General features: G+C 73.8%; 22 protein-coding genes and 2 pseudogenes. 15 read left to right on the top strand and 9 right to left on the bottom strand.

The annotated features are described in order from the left end of the window. Together GSY69_RS03025 and GSY69_RS03020 are read left to right on the top strand one after the other, a co-directional pair. Nucleotides 1-315 (top strand): annotated as a pseudogene (locus tag GSY69_RS03025) (hypothetical protein); the annotation flags it as partial. A gap of 133 nt (nt 316-448) precedes the next feature. Further along, nucleotides 449-2,047, top strand: coding sequence for an ABC-F family ATP-binding cassette domain-containing protein (locus GSY69_RS03020; RefSeq protein ID WP_160952411.1), 1,599 nt, complete (start codon nt 449-451; stop codon nt 2,045-2,047). A gap of 40 nt (nt 2,048-2,087) precedes the next feature. On the opposite strand, the gene GSY69_RS03015 is transcribed toward GSY69_RS03020, so the two are convergent. From GSY69_RS03015 to GSY69_RS03005, 3 genes are read right to left on the bottom strand one after another with little or no spacing between them, the layout of a single operon-like run. Continuing rightward, nucleotides 2,088-3,038 (bottom strand): SURF1 family cytochrome oxidase biogenesis protein, encoded by a 951-nt coding sequence (locus GSY69_RS03015; RefSeq protein WP_160952410.1) that lies wholly within the window; start codon nt 3,036-3,038, stop codon nt 2,088-2,090. Continuing rightward, nucleotides 3,038-3,247: a hypothetical protein gene (locus GSY69_RS03010; protein WP_160952409.1), complete on the bottom strand. Its 210-nt coding sequence runs from the start codon at nt 3,245-3,247 to the stop codon at nt 3,038-3,040. The genes GSY69_RS03015 and GSY69_RS03010 overlap by 1 nt, the downstream gene beginning before the upstream one ends. Beyond that, complete coding sequence (locus tag GSY69_RS03005) at nt 3,240-3,617, bottom strand: DUF3099 domain-containing protein (protein WP_160952408.1); 378 nt, start codon at nt 3,615-3,617, stop codon at nt 3,240-3,242. The genes GSY69_RS03010 and GSY69_RS03005 overlap by 8 nt, the downstream gene beginning before the upstream one ends. Before the next feature lie 128 nt (nt 3,618-3,745). Here GSY69_RS03005 and fabG point away from each other — a divergent pair, with 128 nt between their 5' ends. From fabG to GSY69_RS02990, 3 genes are all read left to right on the top strand, one after another. Further along, entirely contained in the window at nt 3,746-4,456 is a 711-nt protein-coding gene (gene fabG / locus GSY69_RS03000; RefSeq protein ID WP_160952407.1) for a 3-oxoacyl-ACP reductase FabG, read from the top strand. A 103-nt stretch (nt 4,457-4,559) separates the two neighbouring features. Further along, nucleotides 4,560-5,318 (top strand): enoyl-ACP reductase FabI, encoded by a 759-nt coding sequence (gene fabI / locus GSY69_RS02995; protein WP_160952406.1) that lies wholly within the window; start codon nt 4,560-4,562, stop codon nt 5,316-5,318. 4 nt (nt 5,319-5,322) lie between these two features. Beyond that, nucleotides 5,323-5,796, top strand: coding sequence for a SixA phosphatase family protein (locus GSY69_RS02990; protein ID WP_160952405.1), 474 nt, complete (start codon nt 5,323-5,325; stop codon nt 5,794-5,796). Between the two features lie 158 nt (nt 5,797-5,954). Here the strand turns inward: GSY69_RS02990 and serB are convergent, their stop codons facing one another. Both serB and GSY69_RS02980 read right to left on the bottom strand, forming a co-directional pair. After that, nucleotides 5,955-6,794, bottom strand: a complete 840-nt coding sequence (gene serB / locus GSY69_RS02985; protein ID WP_160952404.1) for a phosphoserine phosphatase SerB — start codon at nt 6,792-6,794, stop codon at nt 5,955-5,957. Between the two features lie 167 nt (nt 6,795-6,961). Continuing rightward, the gene (locus GSY69_RS02980) at nt 6,962-7,705 is read right to left on the bottom strand and encodes a hypothetical protein (protein WP_160952403.1); all 744 of its coding nucleotides are present in this window, start codon (nt 7,703-7,705) and stop codon (nt 6,962-6,964) included. Between the two features lie 36 nt (nt 7,706-7,741). Here GSY69_RS02980 and GSY69_RS02975 point away from each other — a divergent pair, with 36 nt between their 5' ends. The 4 genes and pseudogenes from GSY69_RS02975 (at nt 7,742) to GSY69_RS15330 (ending at nt 11,142) form a co-directional block, all read left to right on the top strand. After that, on the top strand, nt 7,742-8,527 hold the full coding sequence (locus tag GSY69_RS02975; RefSeq protein WP_160952402.1) for an ABC transporter ATP-binding protein: 786 nt from the start codon (nt 7,742-7,744) through the stop codon (nt 8,525-8,527). Beyond that, nucleotides 8,527-9,348, top strand: a complete 822-nt coding sequence (locus GSY69_RS02970; protein ID WP_160952401.1) for a sulfite exporter TauE/SafE family protein — start codon at nt 8,527-8,529, stop codon at nt 9,346-9,348. The genes GSY69_RS02975 and GSY69_RS02970 overlap by 1 nt, the downstream gene beginning before the upstream one ends. Nucleotides 9,349-9,462: 114 nt before the next feature. Continuing rightward, nucleotides 9,463-10,344, top strand: a complete 882-nt coding sequence (locus GSY69_RS02965) for a TrmH family RNA methyltransferase (protein ID WP_407925000.1) — start codon at nt 9,463-9,465, stop codon at nt 10,342-10,344. Beyond that, nucleotides 10,295-11,142: pseudogene (locus GSY69_RS15330) on the top strand (phosphatase). The gene GSY69_RS02965 and the pseudogene GSY69_RS15330 overlap by 50 nt, the downstream one beginning before the upstream one ends. Nucleotides 11,143-11,163: 21 nt before the next feature. Here GSY69_RS15330 and GSY69_RS02955 read toward each other — a convergent pair. Then, nucleotides 11,164-11,727: a YbaK/EbsC family protein gene (locus tag GSY69_RS02955; RefSeq protein ID WP_160952399.1), complete on the bottom strand. Its 564-nt coding sequence runs from the start codon at nt 11,725-11,727 to the stop codon at nt 11,164-11,166. Between the two features lie 195 nt (nt 11,728-11,922). On the opposite strand from GSY69_RS02955, the gene GSY69_RS02950 reads away from it, so the two are divergent. Beyond that, nucleotides 11,923-12,180, top strand: a complete 258-nt coding sequence (locus GSY69_RS02950; protein ID WP_160952398.1) for a type B 50S ribosomal protein L31 — start codon at nt 11,923-11,925, stop codon at nt 12,178-12,180. A 235-nt stretch (nt 12,181-12,415) separates the two neighbouring features. Here the strand turns inward: GSY69_RS02950 and thiD are convergent, their stop codons facing one another. The 3 genes from thiD to GSY69_RS02935 all read right to left on the bottom strand — a co-directional run bounded on the left by thiD (nt 12,416) and on the right by GSY69_RS02935 (nt 14,358). Beyond that, nucleotides 12,416-13,300, bottom strand: coding sequence for a bifunctional hydroxymethylpyrimidine kinase/phosphomethylpyrimidine kinase (gene thiD / locus GSY69_RS02945; RefSeq protein ID WP_160952397.1), 885 nt, complete (start codon nt 13,298-13,300; stop codon nt 12,416-12,418). An 84-nt stretch (nt 13,301-13,384) separates the two neighbouring features. Then, nucleotides 13,385-13,852 carry a tRNA (cytidine(34)-2'-O)-methyltransferase gene (locus tag GSY69_RS02940; protein ID WP_160952396.1) on the bottom strand — a complete coding sequence of 156 codons (468 nt, stop codon included), beginning with the start codon at nt 13,850-13,852 and terminating at the stop codon, nt 13,385-13,387. 68 nt (nt 13,853-13,920) lie between these two features. Continuing rightward, the gene (locus GSY69_RS02935; protein ID WP_160952395.1) at nt 13,921-14,358 is read right to left on the bottom strand and encodes a hypothetical protein; all 438 of its coding nucleotides are present in this window, start codon (nt 14,356-14,358) and stop codon (nt 13,921-13,923) included. A gap of 268 nt (nt 14,359-14,626) precedes the next feature. On the opposite strand from GSY69_RS02935, the gene GSY69_RS02930 reads away from it, so the two are divergent. The 5 genes from GSY69_RS02930 (at nt 14,627) to GSY69_RS02910 (ending at nt 22,141) form a co-directional block, all read left to right on the top strand. Next, entirely contained in the window at nt 14,627-15,283 is a 657-nt protein-coding gene (locus GSY69_RS02930) for a porin (protein ID WP_160952394.1), read from the top strand. Further along, entirely contained in the window at nt 15,219-16,889 is a 1,671-nt protein-coding gene (locus GSY69_RS02925; protein ID WP_328698739.1) for a Y-family DNA polymerase, read from the top strand. Before GSY69_RS02930 ends, GSY69_RS02925 begins: the two co-directional genes overlap by 65 nt. After that, a complete protein-coding gene (locus tag GSY69_RS02920; RefSeq protein WP_328698738.1) occupies nt 16,862-20,539 on the top strand; it encodes an error-prone DNA polymerase in 3,678 nt (1,225 codons plus the stop codon). Before GSY69_RS02925 ends, GSY69_RS02920 begins: the two co-directional genes overlap by 28 nt. Nucleotides 20,540-20,620: 81 nt before the next feature. After that, complete coding sequence (locus GSY69_RS02915) at nt 20,621-21,094, top strand: GNAT family N-acetyltransferase (RefSeq protein WP_160952393.1); 474 nt, start codon at nt 20,621-20,623, stop codon at nt 21,092-21,094. Between the two features lie 87 nt (nt 21,095-21,181). Next, nucleotides 21,182-22,141 carry an AlkA N-terminal domain-containing protein gene (locus tag GSY69_RS02910; RefSeq protein WP_160952392.1) on the top strand — a complete coding sequence of 320 codons (960 nt, stop codon included), beginning with the start codon at nt 21,182-21,184 and terminating at the stop codon, nt 22,139-22,141. Nucleotides 22,142-22,145: the final 4 nt, after the last annotated feature.

Below are 22,145 nucleotides of genomic sequence, written 5' to 3'. Positions count from 1 at the left end.
CGCGAGGCGCGCTCCGGCGCCGCCCCGACCCGCGCCTCGGGCGCGGAGAAGGGGGAGGGGCGCCCGGCTCCCGCGGCCGCCGCCGAGCCCACCGGGGCACCGGGAGTCAAAGGCGCGGCGGGCGCCAGCGGCGCCCCGAGTGGCGCCGGTGCCGTGACCACCGTGGCCTGCAGCCTGCCCGGGGATGTCGCCGCGCAGATCGTGCGCCGGGCGAAGGCGGCGGGCAGGCGCCCCCAGGAGGAGCTCGCCGAGCTCATCATGCTCGGCCTCGCCCAGCGCTACGGCGGCGCGGCCGCCGCGGACAGCCCGCAGTGAGCGCGTCCCGCGCCACCCCGGCGGCGATCCGCACGGCCCGAGCATCGTCCGGCACAGCGCCACCCCGTACAGCACCGTCCCACACACAGCCCCAGGAACGCACGCACCCGATGGAACCGGAGAACCGAACGCCATGATCGCAGCACACGACCTGGAGGTCGTCGTCGGCTCCCGCACCCTCATGAGCGGGGTGTCCTTCCGCGTCGACACCGGTGACCGCGTGGGCCTCGTGGGGCGCAACGGGGCCGGCAAGACGACGCTGACGAAGGTCCTCATGGACGAATTCGCCCCGGAGGGCGGCACCGTCACCCGCTCCGGCAGCACCGGCTACCTGCCGCAGGATCCCCGCTCCGGCGATCCGAAGGCCACCGGCAAGGAGCGCATCCTCTCCGCCCGCAGCCTCGACGTGCTCGCCCGGCGCATGCGCCGCACGGAGGAGCAGATGTCCAGCCCCGACGAGAAGACGATGGTCAAGGCGATCGAGAAGTACCCGCGCGTCGAGGCCGAGTTCGTGGCGGCGGGCGGTTACGCGGCCGAATCGGAGGCGCTCACGATCGCGGCGAACCTGGGCCTGGGCGCGGACCTGCTCGAGCAGGAGATCCAGACGCTCTCCGGCGGCCAGCGCCGCCGCGTGGAGCTCGCGCGCATCCTCTTCGAGGGCCCGGACATCATGATCCTCGACGAGCCCACCAACCACCTGGACGCGGAGTCCGTGCTGTGGCTGCGCGACTACCTCAAGGTCTACTCCGGCGGGCTCATCATCATCTCCCACGACCTCGATCTCATCGAGGAGGTCGTGAACAAGGTCTTCTTCCTCGACGGCAACCGCCAGGTCATCGACATCTACGCGATGGGCTACCGGCAGTACCTCAAGCAGCGCGAGGCGGACGAGCGCCGCCGCCGCCGCGAGCGCACGAACGTGGAGAAGAAGGCCGCGGCGCTCAACGCGCAGGCGGACAAGATGCGGGCGAAGGCGACGAAGACGGTGGCCGCCCAGAACATGGCCAAGCGGGCCGAGCGAATGCTCTCCGGCCTCGAGGCGGAGCGCGCCGCGGACAAGGTCGCCCACCTGCGCTTCCCCGCGCCCGCGGCCTGCGGTCGCGTTCCGCTCACGGCGGACGGGCTGTCGAAGTCCTACGGGTCGACCGAGGTGTTCACCGGCGTGGACCTCGCGATCGACCGCGGCACCCGCGTCGTCGTGCTCGGCTTCAACGGCGCGGGCAAGACAACGCTGCTCAAGCTGCTCGCGGGGATCGAGGCGCCCGATTCCGGGGCCGTCGTGCCCGGCCACGGCCTCAAGCTCGGCTACTACGCCCAGGAGCACGAGACCCTCGACACGGACCGCACGGTGCTGGAGAACATGCGCTCGGCGGCCCCGGACCTCGATGACACCGGGGTGCGGACCGTGCTGGGCTCGTTCCTGTTCTCCGGCGACGATGTGCACAAGCCGGCGGGCGTCCTCTCCGGCGGCGAGAAGACGCGCCTGGCGCTGGCCACCCTCGTCGTCTCGAGTGCGAACGTGCTGCTGCTCGACGAGCCGACGAACAACCTCGACCCCGCCAGCCGGGAGGAGATCCTCTCCGCCATCCGGCGCTATGAGGGCGCGATCGTGCTCGTCACCCACGACGAGGGCGCGGTGAGCGCCCTCGATCCGGACCGCGTGCTCCTGCTGCCGGATGCGGACGAAGACCTGTGGAACGACGGGTACCTCGACCTCGTGACCCTGGCCTGAGCGGCGCGGGCCCAGTGCCGCGGGCTTGGATGCCCCGGGCTCAGACGCCCTGGTCGTCGAGGCCCTCGTCCTCCTCGTCCTCCCAGTGGGGCCGCTTGATGCCGCGCCGCGGACGGTAGGCGGTCTCCGCCCCGCCCCCGTAGCGCGACTCGTCGCCCAGTCGGGCGCCGCTGGCCAGCGCGTCCTTGTCCACGAGCACGAAGCCCTCGTCGGCCTCCGCGGATTCGCGGGCATCGGCCCGGGCGCGGTCCTCGGCGCGGGCGCTGCGCTCGCGCCGGGCGCCGATGAGCACGGCGATGAGGATCATGATGCCGAACGCGATCCACTGCATCGTGTACGACAGGTGCGAGCCCGGGTCCGTGTTCGGCTTGGGCAGCGGCTGCAGGCCGTCCTGCCCGGCCGGCTCCTCCGCGGCCATCTCGCCGTAGACGTGAGCGTAGGGCTCGTCCATGCCGGGGATGCGCGCCGGGTCGATCGCCTTGATCGACCCGGGCGGATTGTCGTCCTTCGCCCCGTCCTGGGCCGGGCGCAGCCACATCGTGACCGTCGTCTGGCCCTGGGGCGGCTGCGGCAGCGAGTCGAGCTCCGGCTGCGGGCTGTCGCTGGGCACCGGCACCCAGCCGCGCACCACCGCGATCTGCCCGCCGCGCTCGAGGTCGAAGGGCACGACGACGTAGAAGCCCACCTGGCCGCCCAGGCTGCGGTTGCGGGCGAGCACCGTGTGCGCGGTGTCGTAGCGCCCGTGCGCGGTGACCTTGGTCCACTCCTGGTCCGCCCGCAGCGTATCGTCCCTGGTCGCCAGGGCCAGGTTCAGCGGCACGGGGCTGCCCTCGTAGTGGGCCTCGATCGTGGCGATCTGGGCGTCGCGCTCCTCGCGGCGGTGGTTCTGCCAGTTGGCCAGCAGCCCGCACGCGCAGGCCGCGAGGACGGCGAGCGCGATGTAGCGCAGCCAGCGGGACGAGAGGATGAAGCTGTAGTCGCCGCGGGCCATCAGCCGGCTCCTTCCGGGATCTCCTCGACGTCTACGATCGCGCTGAGCATGCCGCGCACCTGCAGGTACTGGCCCAGGTAGGCGCGGTGCTCCTCGCACGCCAGCCACACCTTGCGCCGCTCGGGCGCATGGATCTTCGGATTGTTCCACAGCACCGCGTACGCGGCCTCTCGCGCGCAGTCGCGTGCGGAGCAGAGGAGCTCAGCCACGGCCGTCCTCCGTGCCCCGGGGCAGCTGACGGCCGGGCTCGATGACCTCGCCCACCACCACCTCGGGCTCGGAATCGGCCCGCGCGGGCCTGGCCGGCAGCGGCTGGTCCACCCGGGTGGGGGCCGGCACGCGGCGCTCGCGGTCGAAGCGGTTGGAGCGCGCATTGGCGATGAGCACGGCGATCCACGGCAGGACGATCGCGCCCGCGGCGAAGACCCACCGCAGCGGACCGGTGCACACGAAGGCCAGGAAGAAGCAGACGATGCGGATCGACATCGACAGCAGATAACGCGAGGTGCGCGAGCGGATATCCGCCTCGTGCGAGTCCTCCGCATCGGTGACCTGGGTGCTTCCGGGGCTCTTCGGCATGGTCTACAAAAGCATACTCTCCGATTGTGGGCCCGCCACGGGTGCGCGGCCGCCCGGGCGGCGGTGGGATAGGTTGGGTGCGGCGGGCCGACCCGCCGCCCACGCACACCCCACGCAAGGAGCGCCCCGTGCCCGAACCGCGCGTCGTGCTGGTCACCGGTGGAAACCGGGGGATCGGCCGCACCATCGCAGAGGAATTCATCGCCGCCGGCGACCGCGTCGCCGTCACCTCCCGCAACGGGGACGCCCCGGAGGGCGCGCTGGCCGTCGCGGCCGACGTTACCGACGCCGCCTCGCTCGACGCCGCGTACACCCGGGTCGAGGAGGAGCTGGGCGACGTGGCGGTCATCGTCGCCAACGCCGGCATCACCCGCGACAACCTGCTCATGCGCATGGGGGAGGACGAGTTCTCCGCCGTCGTCGACACGAATCTCACCGGCGTTTTCCGCACGGTCAAGCGGGGGATCACGAACCTCATCCGGCACAGGTACGGCCGGATCGTCCTCATCTCCTCCGTCTCCGGGCTCTACGGGGTTGCCGGCCAGGCCAACTACTCCGCCGCGAAGGCCGGCCTCGTGGGCCTGGCGCGCTCGATCACCCGCGAGGTGGGCGCGCGCGGCATCACCGCGAACGTCGTGGCGCCCGGATTCGTGCGCACGGACATGACCGAGGAGCTGCCGGAGAAGCAGCAGCAGGAGTACCTCTCCGCCATCCCCGCCAAGCGCTTCGCTGAGCCGTCCGAGGTGGCGAAGGTCGTCCGCTGGGTCGCCTCCGACGAGGCCGCCTACATCTCCGGGGCCGTCATCCCCGTGGACGGCGGCCTGGGCATGGGACACTGAGGCCCGCGCCCCCCATCGGCCGGCGGGCAGGCATGCCGGCCGGGCGCGCAGACGTCGCCCCGCGCGGGGCACAGCACCAGCAACCGAACAGGAAGGCAGTTCAGTGGGAATTCTCGAAGGCAAGCGGATCCTCGTCACCGGCGTGCTCACGGAGGCGTCGATCGCATTCGCCGCCGCCCGGCTCGCCCAGGAGCAGGGCGCGGAGGTCATCCTCTCCTCGTTCGGCCGGCAGATGAAGATCACCTCCGTCATCGCCGAGCGCCTGCCCCAGCCCGCCCGGGTCATCGAGCTCGATGCGACGAACGAGGACGACCTCGCCGCCCTGCCCGAGCGCCTGGAGGGCAACATCGACGGCATCGTCCACGCGATCGCGTTCGCGCCGAAGGACGCCCTGGGCGGCGTGTTCCTCGACACGCCGTGGGAGTCCGTGGCCAACGCCCTGCAGGTCTCCGCGTACTCGCTCAAGGCGATCTCCGTGGCCGCGCAGCCCGCGCTCAACTCCGGGGCCTCGATCGTCGGCCTCACGTTCGACGCCCGCGTCGCCTGGCCCGCCTACGACTGGATGGGCGTGGCCAAGGCCGCCCTCGAGTCCGCCTCGCGCTACCTGGCCAAGTACATGGGCCCCGAGGGCGTGCGCGTCAACCTCATCTCCGCCGGGCCCCTCAAGACGACCGCGGCGAAGTCCATCCCGGGCTTCGAGGCGTTTGAGGACGTGTGGGGCACCCGGGCGCCGCTGGGCTGGGACCAGACGGACACGGAGCCCGCGGGCAAGGGCATCGTCGCGCTGCTCTCCGACTGGTTCCCCGCCACCACCGGCGAGATGATCCACGTCGACGGCGGCCTCCACTCGACGGGGTCCTGAGCCGATGCCGGTGCTCGTCATCGCCCGCCACGCCCACGCCGAGGACGGCGCGGGCTCCGATTTCGATCGCCGGCTCACCGCGGCGGGGGAGGCCGAGGCGGCCCGCGCCGCGGACTTCCTCGCGCCCCTGCCGCTGACCCACCTCGTCGCCTCCCCGGCCGCGCGCACGCGCGCCACCGGCGAGGCGCTCGTGCGCGCCCTGCGCGAGCGGGGCGGCGCCGAGGCGGTGCTCGAGTCCGATCCCGCGCTCTACAACGGCCCGGTGCAGGCCTGGCTCGACGCGATCGCCGCGATCCCGGGCGACGCCGCCGGGGCCTACATCGTGGGCCATCAGCCCAGTGTCGCCGCCACCGTCGAAACGCTCACCGGCACGGCACCCGAGTCCTTCCGGCCGTCGTCCGTCGCTGTCTTCGAGCTCGACTCGTGGGATGTGGAGCCGGGCCAGTACCCGGCCCCGCAGCTCCGGGACTTCGTGTGATGGACGGGGGCGCGATGGGCTGGTGCGCGATCCAGCCGTGCCGGTCGGGCACTTCGGCGCAGACGTTCTGGTCTCGTTGGAGCGCGCGGGCGGCCTAGCGGCACAGGTGCGCCACGTTCAACGCGGGGCGGGGCTCACCGATGCGGAGGAAGCGGAGCTCAGGGCCGCTCTCCCGTGACCGCGGCCAGCACCGCGTCGAGGCGGCGCACCGAGATCGCGGCGTCGGCGGCCGCGACGAGCGCGGGCTTCGCGCAGAAGGCGAAGCCCATCCCGGCCGCCTCCACCATGTCGATGTCGTTGGCGCCATCGCCCACCGCGATCGTCTGCGAGCGGTCCACACCCCAGCGCTGTGCGTATTCGGCCAGGGCATCAGCCTTGGCCGCGCGGTCGATGACCGCGCCCACGACCTCGCCGGTGAGGCGGCCCGCGTCCACGCCCAGTCGGTTGGCCCGCGCGGCATCGGCACCGGCGTCGGCGGCGATGGCCTCGACGATGACGTCGAATCCGCCGGACACGAGCGCCACGCGCCCGCCTCCTGCTTGGACGCCGCGGACGAACTCCCGTGCCCCGGGTGTCATGCTCACCTGCTGCGCGACCTCGGCCAGCACCTCGACGGGCAGGCCCGCCAGCGTCCTCACCCGCGCGCGCAGCGAGGCCTCGAAGTCGAGCTCCCCGCGCATGGCGGACTCGGTGATCTCGGCGACCTGGGCGCGCACGCCGGCGTGGTCGGCGATGAGCTCGATGACCTCCTGCTCGATGAAGGTGGAGTCCACATCGCACACGGCCAGGCCCACGCCGTGCTCGGTGAGCGCTTCGGGCACGACGACGACGTCGGGGGCCGGAGACTCCGGCGCCTCCTGCGCGGCGTCCGCCGCGGTTCCCTCCGAGCGGGCCGCGCGCAGGCGCGCGCTGGCCGCGGGCACCTCGGCGGCGGGGACGAGCTCGCTGCTCAGGCCGTACGGGGCGGGGTTCGGGGCGATGGCGGAGATGCGCTGCATGGGCCCAGCTTAGGCGGGCCGTGCGGGCGGGCGCGGGCCGGGCGGCCTGCACGGCGCCCGTTGACGGCGGGCGGCCGCGACGGCTTGACCGCGGCTGGCCGCGGCGGCGCGCCGCCGGCTGAGCCGGGCGGCCCGCCGCGCCCAGGACTGGCCCGGCCGAACCCGGCTCAGACCCCCCGGGTGATCGTGGCGACGACGTCGGCGGCCGCCGGGTGCAGGCGGGCGAGCAAGTGCCCCAACTCGGGCGGCTCGAGAGTGGCCGGCGCGAGGATGGGGGAGAGGGCGTCGTGGATGTCGAGTGCAGCGTGCAGCGGCATGGCCTGCGCGGGGTCCGGCAGCAGCGCGGAGAGCTCATCGCGCAGGCCGGGGCCGCCCATGTCCGCCTGCCAATCGCGCCAGGCCAGCCCGCGCACCGCCTCGGGGGCGCGGCGGCCCAGCCGCTCGACGGTGCCCAGGCCCTCCATGACGGTCTGCCGCAGCTCGCGCACCGCCTCGGCGGCGCTCGCGGAGAAGAGCGGGGCGTAGGGGACCGGCGCGCACTCGGCGGCGGTGAAGCCGCCCTCGTCGTCGAGGACGAGCACGGCGCGGGCCGTGCCCGCCGCCTCGGCGACGATGACGGCGCCTGCACGGGCGATCGGGCGGGCGAGCGCGCGGTCCACCCGCGGCACCGCATAGGGCAGCGAGGGGTGGACGAGCTGGCAGCGGAAGCCGTCGATGCCGGCGGCGCGCGCATCGGCGGCCCACAGCAGCAACCCGCGGGGCTGCCCGCCCAGGGCCGGATCGGCCAGCGCGAACGGCACCGGCTCCTCGGAATCGGCGAACAGGGACACCGCGTGATCAGGGGCGATGCGGTGCTCGACGAGGGCCGCGAGGGCAAGCGAGGTGAGCAGCGTGGGCAGGGCGGACGGCACGCTGGCCAGGGTAGCCCATACGTTAGAGTTCGATGTATGAGCGATGTGCTGAAGCTTGAGGGCGTGAGCGTCCGGCGCGGAGACAATCGGCTGCTCGACGGCCTGTCGGTGAAGATCGAGGAGGGCCAGCACTGGGCCGTGCTGGGCCCCAACGGCGCGGGCAAGACGACCTTCCTCGAGATCGCGGCCGGCCGGCTCTTCCCCACCCAGGGCGAGGTCGAGATCCTCGGCGAGCGGCTGGGCCGCGTCGACGTGTTCGAGCTGCGCCCGCGCATCGGCTACGCCTCCGCTTCCCTGGCCCGCCATATCCCCACGGGTGAGACCGTCGCCGATGCCGTCGTCACGGCCGCCTACGGCGTGCTCGGGCGCTGGACAGAGGAGTACGACGAGCTCGATGTCGAGCGCGCCCATGACCTGCTCTCCGCCTTCGGCGTCGACGAGCTGGCCGAGCGCCGCTTCGGCTCCCTATCCGAGGGCGAGAAGAAGCGCGTCCAGATCGCCCGCTCGCTCATGACCGACCCGGAGCTGCTGCTCCTCGACGAGCCGGCCTCCGGCCTGGACCTGGGCGGTCGCGAGGAGCTCCTCGCCGCGCTCACGGAGATCCTCAGCGACCGCCACGCGCCGGCCACGATTATGGTCACCCACCACGTCGAGGAGATCCCGGCGGGCACTACCCACCTGCTGCTCATCAAGCGCGGCCGGGCCGTGGCCGCGGGCACGCTCGAGGAGGCCCTCACGCAGGAGAACCTCTCCGAGGCCTTCGGCATGCCGATCTCCCTGGCGCAGAGCGACGGCCGCTACCACGCGCAGGCCACCGCTTGATGGACACGCTGCAGATCGTCCTCATCCTGCTCGCAGGGGTGGGCGCGGGGGCGATCAACGCGGTCGTGGGCTCCGGCACCCTCATCACCTTCCCCGCCCTCGTGGCGTTCGGGGTGCCGCCCCAGACCGCCACGATGAGCAATGCGATCGGCCTCATCCCCGGCAACATCGCCTCCTCGCTGGGCTACCGCGAGGAGATCCGCGGGCAGGGCCGGCGCCTGCTGGGCTGGGTCCCGGCCTCCGTGCTGGGTGCGCTGACCGGTGCCTATCTGCTCGTCCACCTGCCGGAGACCTCGTTCGAGGCGATCGTGCCGGCGCTCATCGTCGTGGCGCTCATCATGGTGATCGGCCAGCCCGCACTCCAGTCGTACCTGAAGAAGCGCAAGGCCGCCGCGGCCGCCGCGGCCGCCGCCGGCAAGGAGGTCGCGGAGGCCGCCGAGCCCGGCCACGAGTCCGTGGGCCGCAAGATCGCCGTCTTCCTCGCGATCTACGCCACCGCCGTCTACGGCGGATACTTCGCCGCCGCGCAGGGCATCATCCTCATCGGCCTGCTCGGCATGCTGCTCACGGATCCGCTGCAGCGCATCAACGGGATCAAGAACGTCCTCGTCCTCGTCGTCAACGCCGTGGCCGCGGCCAGCTACATCATCGTGGGCTTCGAGAAGATCAACTGGCTGGCCGCGCTGCTCGTGGCGATCGGCTCGCTGTTCGGCGGCTACATCGGCGCGCGGGTGGGCCGCCGGCTCAACCCGGTCGTGCTGCGCTGCATCATCGTCGTGCTGGGCCTCGTCGCGCTCTGGCGCATCCTCCAGATCCACTGAGCCGGGCATGGGACTGAGGCGGTCATGGGACTGAGGCGGTCATGGGACTGAGGCGGTCATGGGACTGAGGCGGGCGTGAGCACGCAGAAGAAGCCGGAGCCTGCCGCCGCCGAGGTGCGGGCCCAGGCCGCCGCCCACGGCGTCGACCCCGCGCGGCTCGTCTTCGTCGACGACGCCGCCGATGCCCGCCTGGCCGACTACACCCAGCTCACCGACGTCGCCCTGCGCCGCGTGCGCGAGCCGGCCGAGGGCATGTTCATCGCCGAGTCGGAGAAGATCATCCGCCGGGCGCTGGCGGCGGGCATCGCCCCGCGCTCGTTCCTCATGACGCCCCGCTGGTTCGCCGGCATCGCCGATGTGCTGGGCGGAAGCTCTGCGGCGGCGGGGGAGGGGCAAGCGGGGGCGCTGGGGGAGGAGGCTCCCATCTTCATCGGCTCGGCCGAGGTGCTCGAGTCGCTCACCGGCTTCCACCTGCACCGCGGTGCGCTGGCGGCGATGGCCCGCCCGGTGCTGCCGACGGTCGAGACGGTGGTCGCGGGCGCCCGGCGCGTCGTCATCGTCGAAGACGTCGTCGACCACACGAACCTCGGCGCGATCTTCCGCTCGGCCGCTGGGCTGGGCGTCGACGCCGTGCTCATCACCCCGCGCAGCGCCGATCCGCTCTACCGGCGCTCCATCCGGGTGTCGATGGGCACCGTGTTCCAGGTGCCGTGGACGCGCATCGACCCGTGGCCCGGTGGCCTGGCGGCCCTGCGCGCGGCGGGCTTCCACACGGCCGCGCTCGCGCTCGACGATCGCGCGGTGAGTCTGCGCGAGTTCGCGCTCAGTGCTCCGGAGCGCGTGGCGCTCATCATGGGCACCGAGGGCGACGGGCTGCGCCGCTCCACACTCGAGGCGGCCGACTCGACCGTCCTCATCCCCATGGCAGGGGGCGTCGACTCCCTGAATGTCGCGGCCGCGACGGCGGTGGCCTGCTACGCACTGCAGCAAGACTGACGGACGACACACAGGAGAAACGATGACGATCACACGCGAGGACCTGGGCGCCGCCCTCGAAGCCGGCGCCATCACCGGCGAGGTCGCAACACCCCGGGAGAACAACCTCGACCACATCCGGCGCTTCCTCGCCGGGGAGCGGCAGTTCGACTTCGGGGTGGAGCTCACCCGCGACTGGGACTTCGACTCCGTCTTCGACCTCATGGTGAACCGCTGCGGGCTGCGGCCGGAGCGGGACTTCACCGAGGGCGTCGACACGATCTCCACGCAGCGCTGCATCGAGGGACTCGGCGCCCTGGGCGCGGCAGTCGAGGAGGTGGCCGCGGCCGGCGGCGGATCCTCTTCGCCACCGGGCACCCCGCGGGCCTCATGCCCGTGCACATGGCGGTGGCGGACTGGGCGCGCTCGCTGGGCGCCCAGCTCGTCGAGCCCGACGGCACGATCGAGGTGCCCGCCCTGGGCGGTGACCTCCGCCGCATCCGCGGGGTGTGGTTCTGGCAGCTGCACGGCGGCATCCCGCACACGCATCTCACCGAGCCCATGGAGCGCCTGCTCGCCGAGCTCGTGGCGCGCGGCGAACCGGCCCCGGACCTCGTCGTCGCCGACCATGGCTGGGCCGGGCGCGCCGGCTCCGCGGGGCTGCGGACCATCGGCTACGCCGACTGCAACGACCCCGGCCTCTTCGTCGCCGAGGCACAGGGCCAGCTCGAGGCGACGATCCCGCTCGACGACGATGTGGTCCCCACCCTCTACGAGCCGCTCATCGACTACGTGGTGGGCGGCGGCTGGAAGGCCTGAGGCCCCGAGCCCGAGCGGGGCTCAGACCTCGACTGCCAGGTCCTCGACCACCTCGGCGGCGGGGAAGGCGGCCAGCGCGGCACCGGAGAGCACGATCTTGGACCCCCGGATGCCCGAGCCGATGATGATCGCATCGGACTGGGCCACGCGGGCATCGACGAGCACCCGGTAGTGCGCGGGCAGGCCCAGCGGCGTGATGCCGCCGTACTCCATGCCCGACTCGCCCACCGCGCGGTCCATCGGCAGGAACGAGGCCTTGCGCACGTCGAGCAGCTTGCGCACGCGCTTGTTCACGTCCGCGCGGGTGTGCGCGAGGACGACGCAGGCGGCGATCCGCTCGTCCTCACCGCGCGTGCCGGCCACGAGCACGCAGTTGGCGGAGTAGCGCGGATCCAGGCCGAGCGCCTCGTTGAGGGCCGCGGTGTCGGCGAGGTCCGGGTCGATGGCGAAGACATCGATGGCGGCATCGGCCGGTTGGGCTGACTGGGCTGCGGTGATGGCCTCCGCGGTGGGGGCGGCGAGCAGCTCGGGGTGCTCGGCGGCGGGCAGGGGCGTCACTGTGTCGGGCAGGAAGTTCCACGTCATGCACGCCACACTAGCGGCGGCGCGGCGCGCGGTGGGATCGACGCGTCACATGCGGTAGAGTTGGTCGTCGGCCCGCGGGATGCGGCTTGCTGCGCCTGCGCGGCGAGCGATATCGCGGGGCCCGCCTAAATTCGGACACTGGCCGGCGGCGCGAGCCGCACCAGGGGTCCTGACGAATTCAAGCAAAGGATACGCATGCGCAAGGACATCCACCCGGATTACCAGCCGGTCGTCTTCAACGACCTGGCCTCCGGCACCAAGTTCCTCACCCGCTCCACCGTCAAGGCGGAGAAGACGATCGAGTGGGAAGACGGCAACACGTACCCCCTCATCGACGTCGAGATCTCGTCCGCCTCGCACCCGTTCTACACGGGCAAGCAGCGCATCCTCGACTCCGCCGGCCGCGTGGAGAAGTTCAAGGACCGCTACAAGAGCTTCGGCAAGCGCGGCTGACCTTCAGCCTCACAGGGCGCCGCGACTGCAGCCGCCCACTGTGCCCCGCGCGGGCACACAGCCAAACGGCCCCGGGATCGCCCGGGGCCGTTTCGCTTTGCTGGGCCTTTTCGCTGTGCGAGGGCGCTTCGCTGTGCAAGTGCGCCTTGCGTGCGGATCGGGGGCAGAGCGCGCAGAGCGCGAGGCGGCCGGCCCCGTCCTTCGCGCAGAAGCGGGGAGCGGGAGCGGGCGCCGCTCAGGCGACCCGCACCTCGACGGCGGGGGTGGGGGCCATGCGCCACGCGGCGTGGTTGAGCGAGTTGACGCCCGTGGCGTTCGGCACGGAGGCCGCGATCCCATGGGCCACCCGCTCCTTGGCGGAGACCACCGCGTCGAGCACGCTGCGGCCCGTGGCCAGGCCCGCCGCGATCGAGGAGGCGAACGAGCAGCCCGCCCCGTTGACGAGCTCGTCGTTGACCTTCTGCGAGCTCAGCGTGGTCAGCGTCGTGCCGTCCCACACGACGTCCACGGCCTGGGCGCCTCCCAGCCGCGCGCCGCCCTTGACGACGACTGTGCCTGCGCCCTGCGCGTGGATGGCCTTGGCGGCCTCGACCATTTCCTCGACGCTCGTGAGGGACTCTGCACCGGCCAGCAGCGCGGCCTCGGCGAGGTTGGGCGTGATGACGGTGGCCTGCGGCACGAGGTGCTCGACGAAGAGGTCCTTGAGGTCGACCATCGTGCCCGCGCCCTTGCACACGAGTACGGGGTCGAAGACATAGGGCAGGCGGTTGTCGCGCAGGCGGCGGCTGAGCATGAGCGCCGTGTCCACGGACCCCAGCATGCCGGACTTGATGGCGTCGAAGCGGTGGATGGCCAGCGCGGACTCGAGCTGCTTGGCCACGAGGCCCGTGTCGAGGAACGCGATGTCGTGGGCGAAGCCGCCCGCGCTGTCACCGCTCCCATCCTCGCCCTCACCGTCGGTGCCCGCCGCCTCGCCCGTGCCGAACGTCACGATGCACGTGATCGCAGCGGCGCCGAACACGCCGTACTCCTCGAACATGGCGAGGTCGGCCTCGAGGCCGGCGCCGCCGGAGACATCGGAACCGGCGATCGTGAGGGCACGCGGGGTGGACGAGGTCATGGGCGGAACTCCTTGGAGCAGAGGGTGCGGATCAGGGCAGAGCAGGGGCGGTGCCGTGCGGGGCGCTCCCGCCTCGCGGCCGCCTCATGCGCCGCCCGGATAGCCCAGCTGGCGCCAGGCCTCGTAGACGGCGATCGAGGCGGAGTTCGCCAGGTTGAGCGAGCGCCGCGAGGGCAGCATGGGGATGCGCACCCGCAGGTCGATGTGCTCATCGGCCACGACCTCCGGGGGCAGCCCCGTCGATTCCTGCCCGAACATGAGCACATCGTCGGCATCATAGGACACGTCCTCGAACCGCTCGGACGTGTGGGTGGTGAAGGCGATGACGCGCCGGTCGCCCAGCTCCTCCCACAGGTGCTCCAGGGTGGGGTGGACGCTCACGTGCGCGAGGTCGTGGTAGTCGAGGCCCGCCCGCCGCAGCTTCGCGTCGCTCAGGTCGAAGCCCAGCGGCTCCACGAGGTGCAGGTGGGCCCCCGTGACCGCTGCCAGGCGGATGGCGTTGCCGGTGTTGCCGGGGATCTCCGGGGTGTGGAAGACGATGCTCAGGCTCATGGTGGCACCAGCTTACGGGGCCGCCCGCCTGCGGCTGCGGGGCGCATGCGCCGCGGGATCGGCCCGGCCTAGAAGACGATCTGCGCAGGCGGCGGGAACTCGTCGAACACCCCGCCCTGCACGGGGGCGAACTCGAGCATGCGGGGCGTGCGCTCGTCTGCGAAGAGGAGGAGGACGCCGCCTTCCGACGAGGCCATGAGGGGGCTCCCGCCGCCATTGGCACCGGGCATCCCGGCCTCCGCCGCCGAGGTGCCGCTCGCCTCGTCCTCCGGCGCCAGGGTGATCGTGGGGCAGGTACCGCAGCCGCATGTCTCGGTGACGACGAGGCCGCCGACGGCCGCCCTCCAGCGCTCGCGCTGGGCCGGCGTCACAGTGGAGGGCTCAGCGTCGTCGAGGGTCGGTTCGTCTTCCGTCGCGTGCTCGATCATGGCGAGCAGGACCGCGGTCTCCCGCTCGGTGAGGGGGCGCGGCTGCGCGGGCGGTTGCTCTGCTGTGCGGCGGGCCATGGGGGTACGGTACCGCGTTCTGCTCGGGTGGCCCGCGCGGGCGCCCCACCGCTTTCGAATCGCGTCCCTGGCCTTGCCGCGGGCTGCGCCCGCAGGGCCGGCGGTCTCGCCCCGGCAGCTTCAAAGTCACTGCCCCCGCTGCCTCGGTCGCGCCACCGCGTCGCCACATCCACAGGTCGCCCTGCCCGCCAGGGCCCCTGAACTGGGGATTCGAAGAGGATTCGAATCGGGCTTGCCTCATTCGAACTGGCGTTCGATACTGGATGCCATGTCCGCACGCCCCGCAGCCGATCTCCAGGCGCTCACCGCACAGCTGAGCAGCCTGCCGGGCGTGCGCACCGGCCGCGAGCTGTTCGCCCAGCGGCCCGCCTTCCCCGTCAGCGAGGTGCTGGGCCCTCTGTTCGCCAGGGGCGGGCTGCCCCAGGGCGAGATCGTCCAGTTCACGGGCCCCCACGCGCTCTCGCTGGCGCTGGCGAGCGTCGCACGGGCCACGCGGGAGCAGCACTGGGCCGCGGCCGTGGGCGTGGGGGAGCCAGCCGTGGCCTCGGTGGCGGACTTCGGCGTGGACCTCGAGCGCTTCATCAGCCTGCGCACCCCGGGGGAGGACTGGCTGCGCGTCGTGTCCATCCTCGTCGAGACGTTCGACATCGTCATCGCCCGCCCCGCCTTCGCACCCTCGGCCGCGCAGCGCGCGCGGCTGGCCGCCAAGGTCCGCGAGCGGCGCATGACACTCATCAGCCTGGGCCCCTTCGCCGGAGCCGCGGAGCAGATCGCAACGGAGCCCGGCCAGTGGACGGGCACCTCGGCGGGGTGGGGGCGCCTGCGGCGCTGCGCCGTCACGGCCACCCACCCCCGCACGGGTGCCCACCGCCTCCTGCTGCCCGCGGACACGGGAGCCGCCGAGGCGGTGGTCCGGGCTGTCTGAGACCCCACCGGCGCTCACCGCACCCCCGCCCGCCGCCGCGGCGGCCCAGCGCACGCTCATCCTCACCGTCCCGGACTGGCCCGCGGCGGCCCTGGCCATGTCCCTGGGCCTGGGGCCCGCCGAGCCCGTCATCGCGCTCTCGGCCAACCGGGTGGTCGCCTGCACGGCCGCCGCCCGCGCGGCCGGCGTGGAGGTGGGGCTGAACAAGCGCGCCGCGCGCACCCGCTGCCCGGCCGCCCGCGCCCTGCCCCGCGACACCGAGGCCGAGCACCGCGAGTTTGCGGCGGGGATCGGAGTCCTCGAGGGGCTCATCGCCCGCTTCACGCTCATGGCCCCCGGCACGGTGGCCCTGCCGGCGGCCGCCCTGGCGCGCACGTGCCCGGACGAGGAGGCCGCGGTCGAAGCTGTCCTCACCGCCCTGACCGATGCGACCGGCTGGGAGGTCTTCGCAGGCCTCGCCGACTCCGCGTTCGCCGCGCTCCTGGCCGCCCGCACGGCCACGCGCGTGCCCCCGGGGCAGACGCCCGACTACCTTGCGGGCCAGCCGATCGCCGCGCTGACGGAGGCCGATGCGGACTTCGCCGAGTTCGCCTCCCTGTGCCGCAGGCTGGGCCTCGACCGGCTGGGCGATCTCGCCGCCCTGCCCGGCGGGGACGTCTACGCCCGCTTCGGGGCCGTGGGCGCCCGCGCCCACCGGCTGGCCTCGGGACTGAGCGACCGGCTGCCCGTCGACCACGTGCGCGCCCGCGACTTCTCCGCTCGCACCGTAGTCGAACCCGCCTCCACCCGCTCCGATGTGCTCTCCTTCAGCGCCCGCCAGGCGGCCGCCGCGCTCTTCGCCCAGGTCCGCGCGGCCGGGCTCGTGTGCGCACAGGCGACGATCGCGCTCACCGCCGCGACGGGGGACGTGAGCGCGCGCACCTGGCGCCTGGAGGCCATGGAGGAGACCCAGCTCGCGGACCGGGCGCGCTGGCAGGCGGAGGGCTGGCTCGCCTCGGGCGCGGTGGGGGCGGCCCAGCCGGACCCCGGGGATGCTCCCGCGGAGCTCGCCGAGGACGGCATCGCCGCGATCGAGATCGTCGCCGCCGAGCTGCTCGAACCGCTGGCGGCCCAGCACAACCTCTTCGATGCCCAGACCGGCGAGGTGGGGCGCACGCTCGAGCGGCTCCAGGGCCTCTTCGGCGCCGATGCCGTGCTGGTGCCCGGCCTGCAGGGCGGGCGCGAGCCCGCGGAGACGAACCTGTGGACCCCGTGGCGGCAGGCCCCGCACCCTGAGCGCGACCCCGATGCACCCTGGCCCGGTGAGCTGCCCAGCCCGCGGCCCACGCTCGTCGAGCACACGCCGGTCGACCTCCTCGATGCGCGCGGGCACACGGTCATCGCCCGCCCTTCGGGCCTCGACAGCGAGCCCGCGCTCCTGGCGATCCCCGAGGCCGGCTCGGTGCCCGTCATCGACTACTCGTCGAGCTGGCCGGTCGAGGCGATGTGGTGGGAGCCGGAGTACCGCCAGTATCGGGTGCGCCTCCAGGTGGTCACCGCCGCCGGTGAAGCGCTGCTGCTGGCCAAGGAACAGGGCCAGTGGGCGATCACGGGGCGCTGGGCATGAGCCGCTTCTTCAACCCGCGCACCACGTGGTCGGAGCTCGAGCGGCGGCTCTCGGCCAAGCCCGCGCCCGCGGGCACGCGGCACAACGGCGCCCGGCGCAGGACCGAGCCCGGGGCAGGGTCCGAGGCCGATTCCACCGGGGGAGAGGCCGATCCCACCGGGGGACAGGCGCATCCCGGGGCCGAGGTGCGCGCCGGCGGGCAGGCCAATGCCCCGGCCGCTCGGCCCAGCCCGCCCCCGCAGCAGTCCGACTCCCGGCAGCAGCCCAATTCCCGGCAGCAGTCCAACACCGGGCAGCCCGCACCCATCGCCGACCGCAAGAGCGCGCCCCGGCGCTACGAGGACGAGCCGACCACCGCCGCCCGCACGGCCCCCGCGCACCGCGCCGCTCCTGCCGCGGTGCCCCCGCCGGTCTCCGTGGGGCCGAGGGGCTCCGATGGGCCCGGGCGCTCTGTCGGCCCCGGTGCGCGGCCGGCCCCGGCGGCCCCCGAGAGCACGGGCGCCGGCAGTGCCCCGGTGCCCACCCCGCGGCACGCGGCCCCCGCGATCGCCTACGCGGAGCTGCACGCGCACTCGGACTTCAGCTTCCTCGACGGCGCCTCGGAACCGGAGGACCTCGTCGATGCGGCGGCCGATGCGGGGCTGTCCGGGCTCGCGCTCACAGACCACAACGGCCTCTACGGCGCCGTCCGCTTCGCCCAGCGCGCGGCCGCGCGCGGCCTGCCCACCGTCTACGGGGCGGAGCTCTCCCTGGGGCTGGCCGAGCGGATCCCCGGCCAGGTGGACCCGGCCGCCGAGCACCTCCTCGTGCTCGCCCGCAGTGTGGAGGGCTACCGCGCCCTGTCCGCCGCGATCACCGCGGGCAATCAGCGCGGGGAGAAGAACCGCCCGGTCTTCGACCTCGAATCCCTCGCTGCCCAGCGCGCCGACTGGCTCATCCTCACCGGCTGCCGCAAGGGACCCCTCCTGCCCCGCCTGGGCGATCCGGACGGCGGGCTGGGCGCGCTGCGGCGGCTCACGGACCTCTTCGGGACAGACCGGGTCGCCGTCGAGCTCACCCGCACCGGCGACCCGCGCGATGACGAGCGCATCGCCCACCTGCGCGAGCTCGCGGCCCGCTGCGACCTGCCCGCCGTGGCGACGAATGCCGTCCACTACGCCGGGCACGCCCAGTTCCGCGGCGCCCAGCTGCGCGCGGCGATCCGCTCCCACCGCTCGCTCGAACAGCTCGCGGGCTGGCTGCCGCCCGCCGCGGCCGGGCGCATCCACACGCCGGAGGAGATGGTCCAGCGCTTCGGCCCGGAGCCCGTCGCCGCGGCCGCCCGCCTCGCCGCCGAGTGCGCGTTCGAGCTCACGGCCGCCCGCGCGGGCCTGCCCCGGGCACCCGTGCCGGAGGGGGCGGATGAGATGGAGCGGCTGCGCGAGCTCGTCGCCGCCGGGGCCCTGCGCCGCTACGGCGACCGCGCCGGACGCCCGGACGCCTGGGCGCTGCTCGACCGGGAGCTCGCCACGATCGAGGCGATGGGCTTCGCCGGCTACTTCCTCATCGTCTGGGACATCGCCCGCTTCTGCCACGACAACGACATCTTCTGCCAGGGCCGCGGCTCGGCCGCGAACTCCGCCGTCTGCTACGTCCTGGGGATCACCGCGGTCGACGCCGTGCGCTTCGGGCTGCTCTTCGACCGCTTCCTCTCCCCGGAGCGGGAGGGCTATCCGGACATCGACATCGACATCGAGTCCGCCCGCCGCGAGGAGGTCATCCAGTACACCTACGCCCACTACGGCCGCGACCGCGCCGCCCAGGTGGCCAACGTCATCACCTACCGCGCCAAGTCCTCCGTGCGCGACGCCGCGGGCGCCCTCGGCTTCGACCCCGGCCAGCAGGACGCGTTCTCCAAGGGCCTCGCGCGCTGGTCGAGCCTGCCGGAGCCCGCGGAGACCCACGTCCCCGCCCCCGTCCTCGACCTCGCCGGGGAGCTCCTGGGCACCCCGCGCCACCTGGGCATCCACTCCGGCGGGATGATCCTCGCGGACCGGCCCATCGGCGAGGTGGTGCCCATCGAGCCCGCCACGATGGAGGACCGCACGGTCGTCCAGTGGGACAAGGACGACTGCGCGGCCATGAACCTCGTGAAGTTCGACCTGCTGGGCCTGGGGATGCTGGGCGCGCTGCACGAGATGGTCGACCTCGTCGCCGCGCACACCGGAGAGCGCATCGAGCGGCCCGCCATCCCGCAGGAGGACCCGGAGGTCTACGACATGCTGTGCGCGGCCGATGCGGTGGGCGTCTTCCAGGTGGAGTCCCGCGCCCAGCTGGCCACACTGCCGCGCCTGCGCCCGCGCACCTTCTACGACCTCGCGGTGCAGGTGGCGCTCATCCGCCCCGGCCCCATCCAGGGCGGCTCCGTCCACCCCTACATCCGCCGGCGCCAGGGCGAGGAGCCCGTGGACTTCCTCCACCCCGCGCTCGAGTCCTCGCTCGGCAAGACGCTGGGCGTGCCGCTGTTCCAGGAGCAGCTCATGCAGATGGCGATCGACGTGGCGGGATTCTCCGGGGCGGACGCCGACGAGCTGCGCCGGGCCATGGGCTCGCGGCGCTCCCAGGCGCGCATGAAGGCGCTGCGCGAGCGCTTCGACGCGGGCTGCGCCCAGCGGGGGATCGGACCCGAGCTCGCCGAGGTCATCTTCGGCAAGATCGCGGCGTTCGCCAACTACGGCTTCCCGGAGAGCCACGCGATCAGCTTCGCCAACCTCGTCTACGACTCCGCCTGGTTCAAGCGCCACCACCCCGCGGCGTTCACGGCCGGCCTGCTGCGCAGCCAGCCCATGGGCTTCTACTCGCCGCAGTCCCTCATCGCGGACGCCCGCCGCCACGGCGTGGGCATCCGGCCCGTCGACATCGCCCGCTCCCAGGAGGAGGCGGACCTCGAACCGGACCCGGACTCCACGGGCGGGTTCGCCATCCGGATCGGCCTGCGCGCGGTCAAGGGCGTGGGCGATGCCGCCGAGGCGCTCGTCGCCGAGCGCGCCCACGGCGCCTACGGAAGCGTCGAGGACGTGGCCCAGCGCACCGGGGTCGAGGTGCGCGTGCTCGAGGCCCTGGCCACGGCGGGCGCATTCGACTGCTTCGGGCTCGACCGCCGGCAGGCCCTGTGGCTCGCCGGCTCGCTCTCCGGGGCCGGGCCGGCGACCCTGCCGGGCACCTCGCCCGTCCACACGGCGCCCGCCCTGCCGCTCATGGGCGCCTTCGACGTCACACTCGCGGAGCTCTTCGCCACGGGCCTCACGGTCGACGGGTACCCCACACAGCAGCTGCGCGGGGCGCTGCGGGCCCGGGGGTACGCCTCGACCGCGGACGCCCGCGCGGCGTCCGACGGCCAACGGATCACCGTGGCCGGCATCATCACGCACCGTCAGCGGCCCGGGACCGCCTCGGGGATCACGTTCATGAACATCGAAGACGAGTTCGGGATGCTCAACGTCGTGTGCAGCCCGGGGCTCATGAAGCGCTTCGCTCCCATCTCGCTCACCCGCGCCACGCTCGTCGTCACGGGCCTGCTCCAGCGCGCCGGCGAGGTCGTGAGCCTCTACGCGCACAAGCTCGTGCCGCTCGACGTCGAACTGCCCGTGGCCTCGCGCAACTTCCGGTAGGCGCCGGGCCGCGCACCCGAGCCCGCGCGGTGGGGCCGAACGCCTCCGCGGCTGCGATCAGGGGCCTGCGATCATGGGGCCATGGAGCAGCTGACGGCCGATGGGCGGGCATTCGCCCTTGCCCGTGCCCGGCGCGACGATGTGGGGGCCATCGTGGCCCTGCTGGCCGACGACCCGCTCGGCCGCGAGCGCGAGACCGCGGACCGGGAGCAGTATCTCGCCGCGTTCGATCGGATCGACGCGGACCCCCAGCAGCTGCTCCTCGTGATCGCCGACGAGGGCGGGGACGTCTGCGGCACCCTGCAGCTCACGCTCATCCCGGGTCTGGCGCGCGGCGGCGCCACGCGGCTGCAGATCGAGGCGGTCCGGCTCGCCGCGGGCGTCCGCGGCACGGGCCTGGGCACCGCCGCCTTGAACTGGGCACACGCCTGGGGCCGCCGGCACGGTGCGGTGCTCGCCCAGCTGACCTCCGATGCCACGCGCACCGGGGCCCACCGCTTCTACGCCTCACTGGGCTACGCGGCCAGCCACACGGGATTCAAGCGCCCCCTCTGAACCCGCCACCCTGCCCCGCCCCCATCCGCGGGGCCGAGACGCTCGCGGACGCGCACCCGTGGGCGGGCACCCGCTAGGGTCCACCCCATGGAAGAGCGCGACCTCGCACTGCCCGCCCCGTACGATGCCCCCGGTGTCTTCGCCTTCCTGTCCCACCGCGCGATCCGCGGTGTCGAGCACGCGCAGCGGCTGCCGGGCGGCCGCCTGCGCTACGCCCGCACGCTCCACCTGCCGGGCGGCCCCGGGGCCTGCGAGGTGACCTTCGCGCCGGCGCCGCGCACACCCGCAGCGCAGGTGACGGCAGCGCACGCGCCGGCCGCCGAGGCACCGGCCACCCAGCGCTGGGCCGCCCGCGCCCGCCTGGAGCTGGCCCGCGAGGACGACGCGGATGCCGCGCTGGCCACCGTGCGCGCCCTGTTCGACCTCGACACGGACCCGGCGGCGGTGGGCGCCGCACTGGCGGGCAATCCGCTCACCGCGCAGGCCATCGCCGCGCGGCCGGGCGTGAGGGTGCCCGGCATCCCGGATGCGCCCGAGGCCCTGCTGCGCGCGATCAGCGGGCAGCAGATCGCCGTGGCCCGGGCCGTCGGCTACCTGGGGGAGGCCGCCGAGCACCTCGGCACCCCCTACCGGCCCGGGGGCTCCGCCAGCGCCTTCGAGGGGCTCAGCGTGCTCGTCCCCACCGCCGCCCAGCTGGCCGAGGGGATCCCACCGGCCGTGCCCGGCAAGCCCGATCCCGCTCGCCCCCTGCGCCTGCCGGCCCGCAGCACCGAGGCGATCCGCGCGCTCGCCGCGGACCTCGCCGCCGGCCGGCTGGTCCTGGAGTCCGGTGCACGATCGACAGGAGCGGACGCGAGCGCGGACGACCCGGCCGCCGCGCTGAGCGCCTATGCGGGCGTGGGCGAGTGGAGCGCCGGCTACGTGCGCATGCGCCTGCTGCGCGACCCGGACGTGTGGCTGGGCGGGGACATGTACCTGCGCGGCATCGACGCGGAGGGCTGCCGGCCCTGGCGCTCCTACGCCGGCATGCTCGTCTGGCTCTTCTGAGGCC

The organism is Brevibacterium rongguiense (assembly GCF_009857845.1).
Lineage (GTDB): Bacteria > Actinomycetota > Actinomycetes > Actinomycetales > Brevibacteriaceae > Brevibacterium > Brevibacterium rongguiense.
Note: the sequence above shows the minus strand (reverse complement) of the source record. Positions and strands in the feature narration are given on the sequence as shown.

Coding starts and splice junctions, on each gene's coding strand:
- GSY69_RS02970 (WP_160952401.1), top strand. CDS start 8,527: ATGGACACGCTGCAGATCGTCCTCATCCTGCTCGCAGGGGTGGGCGCG.
- GSY69_RS02955 (WP_160952399.1), bottom strand. CDS start 11,727: ATGACGTGGAACTTCCTGCCCGACACAGTGACGCCCCTGCCCGCCGCC.
- GSY69_RS03005 (WP_160952408.1), bottom strand. CDS start 3,617: ATGCCGAAGAGCCCCGGAAGCACCCAGGTCACCGATGCGGAGGACTCG.
- GSY69_RS03020 (WP_160952411.1), top strand. CDS start 449: ATGATCGCAGCACACGACCTGGAGGTCGTCGTCGGCTCCCGCACCCTC.
- GSY69_RS02975 (WP_160952402.1), top strand. CDS start 7,742: ATGAGCGATGTGCTGAAGCTTGAGGGCGTGAGCGTCCGGCGCGGAGAC.
- GSY69_RS02910 (WP_160952392.1), top strand. CDS start 21,182: ATGGAAGAGCGCGACCTCGCACTGCCCGCCCCGTACGATGCCCCCGGT.
- GSY69_RS02940 (WP_160952396.1), bottom strand. CDS start 13,852: ATGAGCCTGAGCATCGTCTTCCACACCCCGGAGATCCCCGGCAACACC.
- thiD (WP_160952397.1), bottom strand. CDS start 13,300: ATGACCTCGTCCACCCCGCGTGCCCTCACGATCGCCGGTTCCGATGTC.
- GSY69_RS03015 (WP_160952410.1), bottom strand. CDS start 3,038: ATGGCCCGCGGCGACTACAGCTTCATCCTCTCGTCCCGCTGGCTGCGC.
- serB (WP_160952404.1), bottom strand. CDS start 6,794: ATGCAGCGCATCTCCGCCATCGCCCCGAACCCCGCCCCGTACGGCCTG.
- GSY69_RS02990 (WP_160952405.1), top strand. CDS start 5,323: ATGCCGGTGCTCGTCATCGCCCGCCACGCCCACGCCGAGGACGGCGCG.
- GSY69_RS02950 (WP_160952398.1), top strand. CDS start 11,923: ATGCGCAAGGACATCCACCCGGATTACCAGCCGGTCGTCTTCAACGAC.
- GSY69_RS02915 (WP_160952393.1), top strand. CDS start 20,621: ATGGAGCAGCTGACGGCCGATGGGCGGGCATTCGCCCTTGCCCGTGCC.
- GSY69_RS02935 (WP_160952395.1), bottom strand. CDS start 14,358: ATGGCCCGCCGCACAGCAGAGCAACCGCCCGCGCAGCCGCGCCCCCTC.
- GSY69_RS02930 (WP_160952394.1), top strand. CDS start 14,627: ATGTCCGCACGCCCCGCAGCCGATCTCCAGGCGCTCACCGCACAGCTG.